14 protein-coding genes are annotated in these 13,507 nt (G+C 48.5%); 3 read left to right on the forward strand and 11 right to left on the reverse strand.

Annotated features, from left to right (window positions below):
* The 4 genes from KB186_RS23515 to KB186_RS23530 form a co-directional block, all read right to left on the reverse strand.
* On the reverse strand, window positions 1–700 hold a 700-nt coding region (locus KB186_RS23515), incomplete at its 3' end, for a glycoside hydrolase family 15 protein (protein ID WP_232774469.1).
* 166 nt (window positions 701–866) lie between these two features.
* Window positions 867–1,691 (reverse strand): inositol monophosphatase family protein, encoded by an 825-nt coding sequence (locus KB186_RS23520; RefSeq protein WP_173610868.1) that lies wholly within the window; start codon window positions 1,689–1,691, stop codon window positions 867–869.
* Window positions 1,692–1,960: 269 nt separating this feature from the next.
* A complete protein-coding gene (locus KB186_RS23525) occupies window positions 1,961–2,173 on the reverse strand; it encodes a CstA-like transporter-associated (seleno)protein (protein WP_017250626.1) in 213 nt (70 codons plus the stop codon).
* Window positions 2,170–4,260: a carbon starvation CstA family protein gene (locus KB186_RS23530; RefSeq protein ID WP_232774471.1), complete on the reverse strand. Its 2,091-nt coding sequence runs from the start codon at window positions 4,258–4,260 to the stop codon at window positions 2,170–2,172. Before KB186_RS23530 ends, KB186_RS23525 begins: the two co-directional genes overlap by 4 nt.
* Before the next feature lie 256 nt (window positions 4,261–4,516).
* On the opposite strand from KB186_RS23530, the gene KB186_RS23535 reads away from it, so the two are divergent.
* A complete protein-coding gene (locus KB186_RS23535) occupies window positions 4,517–5,002 on the forward strand; it encodes a hypothetical protein (RefSeq protein WP_173610865.1) in 486 nt (161 codons plus the stop codon).
* Window positions 5,003–5,063: 61 nt separating this feature from the next.
* Here KB186_RS23535 and KB186_RS23540 read toward each other — a convergent pair whose 3' ends face one another.
* From KB186_RS23540 to trxA, 6 genes are all read right to left on the reverse strand, one after another.
* A complete protein-coding gene (locus tag KB186_RS23540; RefSeq protein WP_173610864.1) occupies window positions 5,064–5,846 on the reverse strand; it encodes a LytR/AlgR family response regulator transcription factor in 783 nt (260 codons plus the stop codon).
* Entirely contained in the window at window positions 5,821–7,548 is a 1,728-nt protein-coding gene (locus KB186_RS23545) for a sensor histidine kinase (protein ID WP_232774472.1), read from the reverse strand. Before KB186_RS23545 ends, KB186_RS23540 begins: the two co-directional genes overlap by 26 nt.
* A 161-nt stretch (window positions 7,549–7,709) precedes the next feature.
* A complete protein-coding gene (locus KB186_RS23550; RefSeq protein WP_232774473.1) occupies window positions 7,710–8,537 on the reverse strand; it encodes a GNAT family N-acetyltransferase in 828 nt (275 codons plus the stop codon).
* A 42-nt stretch (window positions 8,538–8,579) separates the two neighbouring features.
* Window positions 8,580–9,185 carry a sigma-70 family RNA polymerase sigma factor gene (locus tag KB186_RS23555; protein WP_232774474.1) on the reverse strand — a complete coding sequence of 202 codons (606 nt, stop codon included), beginning with the start codon at window positions 9,183–9,185 and terminating at the stop codon, window positions 8,580–8,582.
* Between the two features lie 170 nt (window positions 9,186–9,355).
* The gene (gene hppD / locus KB186_RS23560) at window positions 9,356–10,447 is read right to left on the reverse strand and encodes a 4-hydroxyphenylpyruvate dioxygenase (RefSeq protein ID WP_173610860.1); all 1,092 of its coding nucleotides are present in this window, start codon (window positions 10,445–10,447) and stop codon (window positions 9,356–9,358) included.
* Window positions 10,448–10,673: 226 nt separating this feature from the next.
* On the reverse strand, window positions 10,674–10,991 hold the full coding sequence (trxA, locus tag KB186_RS23565; RefSeq protein ID WP_017250634.1) for a thioredoxin: 318 nt from the start codon (window positions 10,989–10,991) through the stop codon (window positions 10,674–10,676).
* A 291-nt stretch (window positions 10,992–11,282) separates the two neighbouring features.
* Here trxA and KB186_RS23570 point away from each other — a divergent pair, with 291 nt between their 5' ends.
* Together KB186_RS23570 and KB186_RS23575 are read left to right on the forward strand one after the other, a co-directional pair.
* Window positions 11,283–11,681 carry an RrF2 family transcriptional regulator gene (locus tag KB186_RS23570; RefSeq protein ID WP_173610859.1) on the forward strand — a complete coding sequence of 133 codons (399 nt, stop codon included), beginning with the start codon at window positions 11,283–11,285 and terminating at the stop codon, window positions 11,679–11,681.
* 102 nt (window positions 11,682–11,783) lie between these two features.
* Window positions 11,784–12,464, forward strand: coding sequence for a class I SAM-dependent methyltransferase (locus KB186_RS23575; RefSeq protein ID WP_232774476.1), 681 nt, complete (start codon window positions 11,784–11,786; stop codon window positions 12,462–12,464).
* Between the two features lie 565 nt (window positions 12,465–13,029).
* Here the strand turns inward: KB186_RS23575 and KB186_RS23580 are convergent.
* Window positions 13,030–13,491 carry a hypothetical protein gene (locus KB186_RS23580; protein WP_232774478.1) on the reverse strand — a complete coding sequence of 154 codons (462 nt, stop codon included), beginning with the start codon at window positions 13,489–13,491 and terminating at the stop codon, window positions 13,030–13,032.
* Between the last annotated feature and the right edge of the window lie 16 nt (window positions 13,492–13,507).

The raw sequence follows: 13,507 nt of genomic DNA on the forward strand, positions 1-13,507 counted from the left end.
CCAGCCAGAGCAGACTAGCATCCACAGAATGATCCCCAACGGATTTTATCAATCGTCCGTTGGCTGTGCCGTGCTCACATATGAATTGACGAATAGTCTCTCCTTCTTGAGCGAGTTCGAAAGCTCGGTCGGGCAAATAAGGCTCCATCGCCTTAATCCCGGCATAAATAGCCCCTAGCGTCACCGGGTGGATACGGTCTCCTCCCTCTTCCCAGCAATCAAAGTTAGGGAGCTGCCAGCACGCCACTACATAGTCAATCGTCAGTTCAATAGATGGCTTCAGCTCGTGAACCAAGTCATACTCCCCACTCATCCGCACATGCTCAGCCAGCCCCCACAGCCATGTCCCGTAGCCATCGAGCTGAAAGCTGCCCCATTCACCTATCACTTCTTCTCCGTCCGCAGTATAGCGCGTATGCAAAAAGCGGTCGTTCCCCGCCTCATTTTTGTCTAATCCTTTTTTTACTGCCGTAATGGCTGCTCTTGCTTTTGTCTCATGCTTTCGGATCACAGAATCGCACCACTGGTAAAACTTGCGGGCACTCCCATGGTTGCCAGTACGGTTCATCGCGTATGCTGTAAATGTTCCATCGCGGAGCCACGCATACTGATAGTGGACAAATGCGGGTGAAGCGAGATACGCCCCGGTACTCGCTTGATGCTGTAGGATCAACTTTACACTTTCCTCGATCAGGGTCATGATTATCCCCCCTTATTCGGACAAGCCGACTTCGTAACAAAAACAGTCGCTGCTCGTCTTCCGGCTATGCTTTTATAGCATATGCAACCGACATCCAAACGAAAACCCAATCTACATAGCAAAAGAAAACCCACTGGATGCGCATATCCAGCGGGTTCGGTGCCACTTAATTTTGTGAAGGTACATCGGTATGTTCCGATTTCAGAAAATGCTGCAGCTCCTCATAAAAAGTCGGGTTGCAAGCCATCACGCTGCTTTTTTGGTCGTACGGCAGTGGTGTCCCCGTCATAGTCGTCACCCGCCCACCGGCTTCCTCTACAATGATGCGAGCTGCCCCGAAATCCCACGCATTGAGCTGCATACTGACGTAGCCATCCAGTCTCCCCGCAGCCACATACGCCATCTCCAGAGCGGCGCTTCCCAAAAGGCGCATTCCGCGAACCTTACCAGCAAGCTTTTTCACAATCAAATCGATGCCGATCTGCTCAGCACGCTTGTTCCAAAATACACTCGTGCATAACAAAGCTTGCTCCAGGCTCACTTCTCGATTCACCTGCAAGGGACGATCATTCAGAAAAGCCCCTTCCCCTTTTACCGCATAAAACAACTCGTCTCTGGAAGGATCGTAAACGGCTCCGACTATTCCCTCTCCCTTATGGTAAACGGCAATGGAAACGGAAAAATTGATTTGCTGATGCACAAAATTGGTCGTGCCATCAATCGGGTCGATGACCCAAAGCGTGTCATACTGCTTGTAATCCTCCGCATGTGCACTCTCTTCTCCAAGAATGCCGTGATCAGGGAAGCGTGCAAGAATCATCTGGATGACGTGATTCTCCACTTCTTTATCTACGGCTGTAACAAGATCGGAGGCAGATGTTTTATACTCGACGGTAAAAGGCTCCTTCATTCGCTTCAGACTCAGCTCACCCGCTGAACGGGCGCATTGCAAAGCGAGCTCCTTGAGAGCCGCCAGTGTTGATGCTTGCACACGTATCGCCACCTAAAACTTGACTTATTTTTTCTCAAAGCACACCCTTTTCTTCTGGAATAGAGAGGCTTCGACGTTTTATTTGAAAATGATGAGACAGCTCGTGCTAAAAAACGGTCATGCTATATGATTTAGTGTACCATACTTTACCTGCTGTTACACCACACGTTAGCCATGAGGGATATGCCTTAAAGTGCGCGGATTATTGAAAAAGGGCCTCTCCCTCGTCATTTTCTGACCGGGGAGACACCCTTTTTTACATGACTACTTTAGCAGCAGCGCGTTACGCCGCCTTTTTCAAATCGTTCGGTCAATGCGTACATATAGTACTCACGCTCTGTCATCGGAAAGATCCCCGGTGCCCCATGTGTCTCGTACCAATGGGCAAGATACCGATCATAGTCGGGCATTCCGAAAATGGTTTTAATAGCAGAGCTCACTTTGCGCATTGCCTTTCGCATGGCTCTTAGCTTGCGCCTCATGCTACGTGATGTCCTTTCCCGTCAAATACATTTCCTTTGGACTTGATGTACGGCGACTCCTGCAACGGATAGTGCTTGCCGCGAAGAATATTGATCCATACCCGCGCTCCGTCGAGAATGATCCCAACCGTAATGACCATGAAGATCGCACATACCACCGCATCGATCTGGTCGTTGAAGATCATTTTTTGTGCAGCTTCCACCGTTTTTACCCCTTTGGGCAGCGTACCGGCATCCAATGCCTTTTGGAATGCTTCTGCGTGTGAGAGGAACCCGATTTTTGGATCAGGATGGAACAGCTTTTGCCAGCCTGCTGTCAACGTAGCCGTCGTCAGCCAAGCCATCGGTACAAGTGTGATCCACGAGTAAGCCGCTTTGCCCATTTTGAAAATAATCGTCGTTCCCACTGTAAACGCAATCGCGGCGAGCATCTGGTTGGCGATACCAAAGAGCGGCCACAGCGTGTAAATGCCTCCCAACGGGTCCATGACACCTTGAAGCAGGAAGTATCCCCATCCGATGGTAATGATCCCGGAACCAATCAGATTACCTGGCAGCCAGTTGACTTCCTTCATTTTCGGAATGACGTTGCCGAGCATGTCTTGTACCATGAATCGTCCGACACGTGTTCCCGCATCGATCGTCGTCAAAATAAAGACAGCCTCAAACAAAATCGCAAAGTGATACCAGAATGCCATTAATGCCTTACCACCCAATACACCGGAGAAAATCGTCGCCATTCCGATAGCCAGTGACGGCGCTCCGCCCGTCCGGGAAAGGATCGTCTTTTCTTGAATGTCGTTGGCAAGAGTGGTTAATTGGTCAGGGGTGACGGTATAGCCCCAGCCCGTTATCGTCGTCGCAACCTGGACCACATCCACGCCAATTGCTGCAGCAGGTGAGTTGATCGCAAAATAGACTCCGGGAGTCAGCACGCATGCTGCAATCATCGCCATAATCGCGACGCCAGACTCCATCAGCATCCCGCCATAACCGATCAAAGGCGCATGCGATTCCTTCGCGATCATCTTCGGTGTCGTTCCAGAAGACACGAGTGAATGGAATCCCGATACGGCACCGCACGCGATAGTAATAAACAAGAAGGGGAACAAATTTCCTGCAAAAACAGGGCCAGTACCATCAATGAACTTCGTCAGTGCCGGCATTTGCAATGGTGGCAGTGTCAGCACGATTCCTACCGCCAATACCGCTATCGTCCCTACTTTCAAAAAAGAGCTGAGGTAATCGCGCGGTGCCAATAGCAGCCACACAGGCAAAACCGAGGCAATAAAGCCGTACACAATAATCATCCAGGCAAGCTGTACCTTGGAGAACGTAAAGGCTGGTCCCCATGTTGGCGATGCAGCAACGATTTGACCGAGCCAGAGGGAGAAGAACAAGAGAGCAAGCCCGATAATCGATCCTTCCAATACCTGCCCGGGTCGTATATACCGCATATACAATCCCATCAATATCGCGATTGGCAGCGTCATGAATATCGTAAAGGTAGCCCACGGTGATTCAGCTAGCGCGTTAACTACAACCATCGCCAAGACTGCAATCAAGATGATCATAATGGCAATAATTCCGACCAAGGCAAGCGCTCCGCCAACAGGACCGATCTCTTCCTTGGCAATCTGACCGAGAGACTTTCCATTGCGACGCATTGATCCAAACAGAATGATAAAGTCCTGCACCGCTCCACCGATCACGACCCCGACGATAATCCAGATCGTTCCCGGCAAATATCCCATTTGCGCAGCCAGCGTAGGACCTACGAGCGGACCTGCACCTGCAATCGCAGCGAAATGGTGCCCAAACAACACCCATTTGTTCGTTGGCACGAAGTCTTTGCCGTCGTTGTTCACTTCTGCCGGAGTAGCGCGATTGTCATCGAGCGCCATTAGTTTTTTTGCTATGAATTTACTGTAAAAACGATAAGCTACAGCATAAGTGCAAAATGCGGCAGTCAGTAACCAGAACGAGTTGACTGATTCCCCTTGCCAGAGGGCTATCATCCCGAATCCAACAGCACCCAATGCGGCTATCCCGCCCCAAATCAAGAGGGAAAGAAACCATTTCTTCACCCGAGTCGCCTCCTTCTATTTATTAAATATTCAGGCAATGAACCTTAGAAAAACGTATCACATCGGACAACTTGCCAACATAAAAAATGGCTGAACCGTACAAAAACAGGCACAAGCTGCACCATCCTCGTTTGAGTGCAAGCGCATTCAATTTTGGGACGTAGAAAGTCTCCGCCCAGAGTCTGATACAAACTCCTCCACAATATGTTAAAGTTATACATAAATTGGTATGGACATCAAAAAGGAGAATACGCACATGCGACGAATCGCGGGTTACATCATTATCGGAATCGGAGCGATTTTTGTTCTGGCTACCTACCTGAACGTACCGCTCGCACTGGACTTGCTATGGCCAGTCTTCCTTCTCATCCCAGGAATCGGGTTTCATATTTTCTTTTTTATGAACCCAAAGCCAAATCGCGCTGGATTGCTCGTACCGGGCGGAATCTTGCTCGTTTATGCCCCACTCTTCTTTTTCAGCCAGCTATTTTTTCATGGGGATATGAGCACGACGTGGCCCTTCTTCCTGCTCGGTCCTGCCGTGGGGCTTACTGAGCTGTACCTATTCGGCAATCGCAAACCCGCTCTCTTGATCCCCATTGGCATCCTCACCGTTCTTGCTATCGTATTTTTGATCGCGAATCTGGCGTCTACCCAGGTAGGCGGCATCCTTGGCTTGATCCTGATCGTATTAGGCGGGATCATGGTGACACGTAAGAAAAACGATGAATATCCCATGTAAGCTGTCGGAAAAAACAGACCAATCCTCCCCCCAAACGGGACGTAGGATTGGTCTGTTTGCTTTAAAACCCCAATCGTTTCTTCAATTCCTTCACGACATTGCGACTAACAGGCACTTCTGTTTTGCGGTGATCTTGCATGACTAGATGAATCGAGCCTTTGAACCAAGGGACGAGCTCAGCCGTTTTAGATAAATTGACGATAAAAGCCCGATGCGTCCGAAAGAACTGCTGGCGTGACAGCCTGCTCTCCAGCTCCTGCAACGTAAACGTGGTCGCATATTGCTCACCTGCTGTATAAATGTTCGCATACCTTCCTTCCAAGGTGGCATAGACGATTTCGTTTGGATCAATCAGCATGATCTTGCCGTTTTTTTCTACGGGGACACGACGCGGCTGAGTATCGACCAGCACATTTTGCAGAAGGGACTGTAGCCTTTCCTCCAGCAGCGGTGACGCGTCCAATGCAGGTTCGCTTTTCCGCCTCATTTTTCGTACCCGATTCATCGTCTTTTCCAGACGCATTTCACTGAACGGCTTGACAATATAATCGACGGCTTCGGCCTCAAATGCTCGAACCGCATGAAAGTCATACGCGCTTGCAAAGATGATAACAGGTGGATTGACCATGGATTCGAGAAGCTCCTGTCCCACATCAACTCCATCCCTGTCCTGCAAATGAATGTCCAAAAAGACCGCGTCTGGCTCTGTCTGAAGCACCGCTTCCAACGCCTCTTCCCCGCTGCCCGCCTCTCCTACTACGGACACTTCCGAAAACTGCTCCAGCAAATACCGCAGTTCTTCTCTGGCAGGCGTCTCATCATCGACGATGAACACTTTGAGCACTGACGTTCACCCCTATCGGTAATTGTATGGTGCATGTTGTACCGCTCCCGCTTTTGCTCTCGATCACGATTCCATACGGTTCTCCGTAGATCGACTGGAGACGGCTTTTTACATTGGCAAGACCGATCCCGGATAATTGCCGCCCTGTACGCTTCTCATTAAGGGCTGGCTCGAATGGGTCCACTTCCATTCCGACCCCATTATCTGCCACTGTCAGTTCGACGATTTGCTTTTCTTTGCGGCGCGCACGAATCACTACCGTTCCCCCTTCGCGTTTGGGCAATAGCCCGTGCTTGACCGCATTTTCTACCAGGGGCTGCAAAATCAGTCCTGGCACAGTAATCCGCTCTACACCATCCTCGATGTCGTACTCTACATGGAGCTTGTCCCCGAACCTCGCACGTTCGATGGCCAAATACGCTTCGATATGCTCCAGCTCACGCGCCAGACTGACATATCCGCCAGAGTCATGCAAATTACGCCGGAAGTACTCCCCTAAATGAATCAACAGTTCACGGGCCTGTTCGGGGCGGAAGCGAATGAACGAAACGATCGTATTGAGCGCATTAAACAAGAAATGCGGATTGATCTGCGCATGCAAGGCTCTGATTTCTGCATCTGCCAACAAACGGGATTGCTTCTCCAGCTCAGCCAGTTCGAGCTGACTCGAGATCAGGTTCCCCAATCCACGCACGAGTTCCAGGTCCACTGCCGACAATTTGCGAGACCGATCCTGATACAGCTTGAGCACGCCCGCCACTTCACGTCTTCGCATCAGAGGGACAAGGATCGCATAGCGCAAGGAACAATTCGTCTCCCTGCACCCAATCTCTTCTTTCGTCTGGGCAATTTTTACTTCTTTGGTCGATAAAACTTCACGGGTCGCCTTAGTCGTTATGCCTTCTCCAACTACGTGATGGGACGAGCCTGCGCCAACATGCGCAAGCACAGAGCGCGTATCGGTAATTGCTACCGCTGCTACACGCGTCGTCCGCAATATTTCCTCGGCTACCTTTTGGGCAGAATCATACGTCAGTCCTTGACGCAAGTAAGAGAGTGTCTTGTCCGCTACTTGCAGCGTTCGCTGGGCTTGGAGCGCGCCAATCCGATCCTCTTCCTTTTTGGCCAAATCAATTATAATAATCAAAATAGCAATTCCAACCGAGTTGACGACTGACATTGGTACACTAATGGCCTGCACCAATGCCAAAGCGTCAGCGTAAGGACGTGCGATTAGAAGAACAATTCCCATTTGTAGCCACTCCGCCAAGAAACCAACGAAGAGTGCTGTCGTCCACCCGATTTTTTTGCTGCGGTTACGGAGGAACTGATAGATTAATCCCGCAAACAAGCCCTCGCTAATGGTCGAGATGGCACATGCCAAATCTGTAAAGCCCCCCAATGAATAGCGATGAATTCCCGCAATCAGCCCTGTCATCAGCCCTACCCAGGGACCAGCCAGCAATCCAGCCACGACAGTCCCGATCACACGTGAATTCGCAATCGCATCCTGATACCAAATGCCATTATAGGTACCCAGTATGGAAATAGCAGAAAAAATGACGACCATCAGTGCTTTTTCTCGCCATGTCGCTTGCTGGTTCAATATGCTGCGGAATGCTCGTACACGTGTAAACAACAAGGCCGCCACTATCAAAACAGCCGTCCGCTCCGTCAACGGAACCATTAATGCCATATTCATTGGTTGATCCCTCTCCTGTCGCCGCCCGATGGTTCCTGCTCGTTTCTGTAACTAATCAAAATATTCACTCTCTACTACGTATTTCCCTTTTGTTTCTCTTCCTTTCCTAGTAAAAAAGGTTGCCGAAATGATTTCGACAACCCATGGATATCCGTATCGTTTTAATACTCGAACTCCAATATTTTGCACTTTTCCTTCGGCTCAAATCCTAGCTTTATCCCCAAACGAACTGATTCCTCATTCGTTTCCAGCGTGGTCCAGTGCGGTGTCAGCCCATGTTCCACGCAATGCTCCAGGTACGCCGCACAAGCAAGCGTAGCAAAGCCTTTGTTCATATCGGCTTCCTCGTACGTTTCCACGCTAATTTCATGGTCACGCTCATGGACACAGCAAGACAGGCAAGCACTCACAATCGCATTTCCTTTACATACGCAAAAACCTACGCCCCACTGCAGAAAATCATCCACCGAATGATAGAATTCCTCCACAACCTCGAGCAAGATGTTGTCCGGATCGTTTTCAATGACGCCTGCATCGATTCTTTTCAACGTGTATCCTTCGGGCAGAGGGCGATAGCTGATCTTTCGCGCTTGGAATTGCTCGGGATTGAACTGGTAGTAATATTCCCAATCCGTTTCGATCTCTCGATGCGAGATGGCTTTGGTCACTGCTTTTTCCCACGTCTCATCTGGGACAACTGCCAGAAAATGAGTGCCCCCGCACGATTCGGTCGTATATGTGCGCAATTCCCCCTCAATAAAGGCCCCCAGATCCGCTGTGAACGCTTCATTGGCAGCATCCCCTACGAAAATGCTGATCACTCCTGTTTGATCGACCAAGGCTGTCCGGGGCTGCTCCACATCGTCTACGTAAATCACTCCTCGATTTGTCCCATTGATAATCGCATGGATGGTCAAAATGTTCACATTATCAGGCGAGACCAACGTTCTGATTTTTGCATAATCATTTGTTTCCAATCGATGAATCATCCTAATTTCGGCCCTTTCTCTCTCTTTTGGACATCTGTGTACTTATGCGGCTAATAGCGGAGCGAAGTCGTCCAGACTCAGCTTCCGCACAAAAGTCGGGTCATCGTCCACGTTCCTTTCCTCGGAGGATTCCAGCTCTTCTGCAAGCAGTAGGCGAGCCCGGTGCAGCCGGGATTTCACTGTGCCTTCCGGGATGCCTGCTCGCAGGGCGACTTGCTTGATTGGCAAATCCTCGTAATAGTGAAGCCAAACGACGATGCGCAGCTCTTGCTCCAACTTCCATACTGCCTCTGTTAATTCAATCGCTTCGTAGGGAGCCTGTACCGCTTTCTCCTCTATTTGTAGTGAAAACAGCTCTACGGTTGTTGGGCTTCGTTTCTTTTTTCTCTGCCATTGTCTGCATTCGTTTATGAGAATTTGAATCATCCATGTTTTGAAATAAGCAGGCTCTCGTAGCGTTCGGATGGCTCTGAATGCTTTCATCACCGCATCCTGCACCACATCGGCACAATCCTCGTCCCGCCCGACATAGGTTCGTGCCAAGCCATACAAAGTCCGCTCGTACGATTGAATGACTCTGGCAAAAGCTTCTACGCTGCCGTCCTGCGCCAGCTGAATGTCCTGCTGAACTTCCCTCTTGATGCTCACATCGCATAACCCTCCTTTTATATCCAACATTTGGTTCTCATTAGTATAGATGATAGAGACGGGTAAATGGTTCATGAGGCATTCATTTTTCTGCTTCGCAAAATAGAAAAAGACCATCCCTTCAGCTTTATCAGCTTGAGATGGTCTTGTCATGCCGTTACATCAATAAATTACAGGTTACCTCTACGCTCTTGCTCGCGCTCCAGCGCCTCGAACAGTGCCTTGAAGTTGCCATTCCCGAAGCCACGTGCACCTTTACGCTGGATAATCTCGATGAACAGCGTCGGACGGTCTACAATCGGCTTGCTGAACAGCTGTAAGAGGTAGCCTTCGTCGTCTCTGTCGACCAAGACTCCCAGCTTTCTCAGCGCCTCGATGTCTTCGTCAATTTCCCCTACACGCTCTTTCAAATCTTCGTAGTACGCATCTGGCACCATGAGGAAATCCACACCATTATCACGCAGCTTCGATACAGTGTCGATGATATCATTGGTCAGGATAGCAATATGCTGTACCCCTGGCCCTTTGTAGAACTCCAAAAATTCCTGAATCTGCGACTTGCGGCGTCCTTCTGCCGGCTCATTAATCGGGAACTTGATGCGTCCGGTTCCGCTTTGCATCACTTTGGACATGAGCGCAGAATACTCTGTCGAGATGTCGTCCTCACTGAAATTTTGTACAGCTGTAAAGCCCATGACCTTTTGGTAATATTCTACCCACTCATCCATGACCTCGACGTTACCAACGATGTGGTCGATGCCGATGATACCCGTACTCTCTCCTTTGACTGGAGATTGGTAAGCTTTATAGCCTGGGAAGAATGGTCCGTTGTAATTTTTTCGTTCGATAAAGGAATGAATGTTTTCGCCGTACGTACCGATAATCGCTTTTTTGACCGTCCCGAATTCATCGGTATACTCAGTCGGTTCCATGATCGGAATGGCTCCGCGAGAAACTGCCTCCCGGTAAGCCTGCTCACAATCCTCTACACGCAGGGCAACATCTTTGACTCCGTCCCCATGCTTTTTCACAAAATCCGAGATCGGGCTGTCAGGTGTAAGCGCCCCGCTGATCACGAACGTCATATGCTTCTGCTTCAAGACGTAGGAAACCTTTTCCCGAGAACCTGTCTCCAAGCCCGCATAGGCTACTGCTTCAAATCCAAACGCTTTTGTGAAATAGTGCATGGTTTGCTTGGCGTTCCCTGTATAAAACTCCAGGTAGTCCCAGTCCTGAATCGGGAAAAAATCGGTATTGCTCATTGCCTACCCCTCCGCTTTCCTTTTCGATTATTGACATTATTTTGTGAATTGGGATTATTTTGTCGTTATCTTGAGAGTACATTGGAAGCGCTTCCCCTTGCAAGAACACGGAACAACGCGAAAACGCTCAAACGCTTTCATTCATTAAAGTACGCATGCGAGTAACAACTGGATACCAAAAAGCCACCGATCAAGTTGACCGATGGCTTTCCCTGAGTTTAGCTACTTACCTGTGTTTGAAAACAAATTGTTTCAGTTCCGCCAGAGGGGCCGCTCCTACGACTTTGTCGATCAATTCCCCGTTTTTGAGCAAAATGGTCGTTGGCAAACTCATAATGCCATACTGATTGGCAATCTCCGTTTGTTCATCGACATTGACCTTTAGGACTCGCACTTCGCTGCTATGCTCTCCGTCAAACGATTCGAGTATCGGCCCAAAAAAGCGGCATGGCCCGCACCAAGGTGCCCAAAAATTGACGAGAGTATAGCCTTCGCTTTTTACATCATGTTGAAACGTAGTATCTGTCGTGTGGCAAATGCTCATTTGTACTTTCCTCCCTTTTATAAGTTGAACAGTTAATCAAAATGATCATTAAAGACCTTTAATATCCTTAATGGAGACAAAAAAATAACTCTCTGTACTTCGATCATTTCAAATAACTCATTCATAGACTTATTGTATCTATAATATCCCTTAAAAATTTTTTGTGTCAAGTTGCACCATCCAAAAATGGGCATCGAAAGTGCAGGATGACAGCGCGAATCACTCTTCCCCTTGCTCATGCTCCCCATTCACTTTATGATGGATGTATTAAGTCCATGATTGAGGTGTCTTATGAAGTATTCACAGGCAACAGACTATGCCCTCCATGCGATGCTCTATCTGGTAGCAGAAGCCCCTGATAAACCCGTTAGTGTTCAGCTTTTGGCAGAAAAGCTGGGCGTCTCACAAACGTACCTATCCAAAATGCTGACCAAACTGGTCAAGGCTGGGCTGATCCACTCGATCTCCGGCGCAAATGGCGGATACAAGCTCAAACGCAACCAGGATGATATATCGTTTCTGGATGTTATCCAAGCCATTGAAGGGACCACCTCCTTGTTTGAATGCAGTTTCCGACATGATAGTGCCTGTCTGATTCAACAGGTTGTGACTGAGGCCGAGCAGCAAATGATGCAGACGCTAAAGAGTAAAAAAATTGCTGATTTGGTCCCACATATCCCCAAACCATGATCGACTGTCGTAAAACAACTTCCATGAAAAGCTCCGGCCGCCTCGACCGGAGTTTTTCTTCATAATGGTATCGCTCAATCGAAGAGAAAGGCGTGAACAAGGATGAGCCAATGGACGGAACAAGCGGCCAAGCAATGGGATCAATTTGCAGAAGACTGGCAAAAAAGAAGTGAGCACATGTGGGAAAAAGGGAGTCGAAGCACCATCCTTCCCTATTTTATGAAGCATGTACCTGTCGGATCTGGATCTGTTCTCGATGCAGGCTGTGGTGACGGCTATGCCAGTTGCAAGCTTGCAGAGCACGGCTACCAGGTGGAGGGCATCGACATTGCCGGGGAAATGATCCGCCTCGCTCATGACCGGGTCATTTCCTTCTCGGGATCCGTTCATTTTCAGACAGGAGACATCAGTGAGCTTCCTTTTGCCAATGATTCATTCTCCGGTGTGCTCTCCATTAACGTAGTGGAATTCACTCCGTCTCCGCTCAAGGCAATCCTAGAGCTTCACCGCGTGCTCGCACCCGGAGGAATTCTCGTCTTGGGTATCCTCGGTCCTACAGCTGGTCCACGTGCGCATAGCTATCGCAGACTATATGAAGAGACGACGATCCAAAATACGATGATGCCCTGGGAAGCCAAGCAGTTGGCGAGCGAAAATGGCTTCACACTGCTGGGCGAAGATCCGGTATACAAAGAGGGAATTACGCCAGATATCGCGGGCCGCTTAAGCGTAGAGCTGCGGGAGGCTGTCAGCTTTTTGACCTTGTTTGCATTGCGGAAATAGATCAGAATGCTCTCAACTTTAGTGAAGTATGCCGGTCACACCTATGAGAGGGAAAACCGGCAATTTTTTATGATCAATCACGTCGAACAGAGTCCCGCTAGTATAGGCTTTGCTATTCCATAACTGGGCAGTTTACTAACCAATATTTCGTTGTTAAAATGGGTCGTGCTAATAAAATTTATTTATTTTTATTAATTCTACTAGAACTTTGTGCGACACGCATCTCGGAAGGTGAGTATCATTATCAACGAAAACAATTTTACAATTGTTGCCCCTATCATTTGCTTTCATTGTGGGAATGGGAGCTTTCACAAATCTGATAATAAACACCAAATATACAAAGATCTCATCAATAATGAAGTCATTGAGATACCGGTAAAGCGTCAACGGTATCGATGCACTGCTTGTGGTACGAAAGAATGGGACGTTGTATTGGGAGCATCGACGCATTTGAAAAAAACGAGAAGACTGCTCTCCTTTGAAAAGCGCAACACATAATTAAGAAGCCGCTTCCCTGAAGCTTACAGGGAAACGGCTGGGTTCTTTTCACATACTCGCTCATCAATTAGCGCTTATATTCAACAACATCTTCCACGGTGCCTGTTCCTTTCTCCAAATTAACGTCGGTAAAGTGTACATTGTATTTCGCCCGCGGATTTCCATTTGGATACCAGTAAACGTCAATAAATTTCAAAACATCGTCAACTGTCACACCCGTAGCAGAAATTTCGTATGCACTTTCAGATGGGGTAAAATTTTTCGCTTTCATAGCCTCTTTTGCTTTTTCAATAAAAGGGGCAGCTTGTTCTTGTGGAAGATCTCGCATAACGACGCCAAGCTCATTGATCACTTTTGCACTTTTTACTGTCGCTGTGCCTTTCTCGACATCAACATCAACAAAATGGACAACATACCCTTTCGATTGTTCTTCAGCACTCCATAGAAGCTGTAAGGTCTTGTCTTTCTTGCTCCCGAAATGCGTCACCTCATATCCACTATTTGGAAGTTCGATCTTCTCTGCTTGCAAAGCCTCTTTTGCTTTT

The sequence above is a fragment of the Brevibacillus sp. AF8 genome (assembly GCF_021270385.1).
GTDB lineage: Bacteria > Bacillota > Bacilli > Brevibacillales > Brevibacillaceae > Brevibacillus.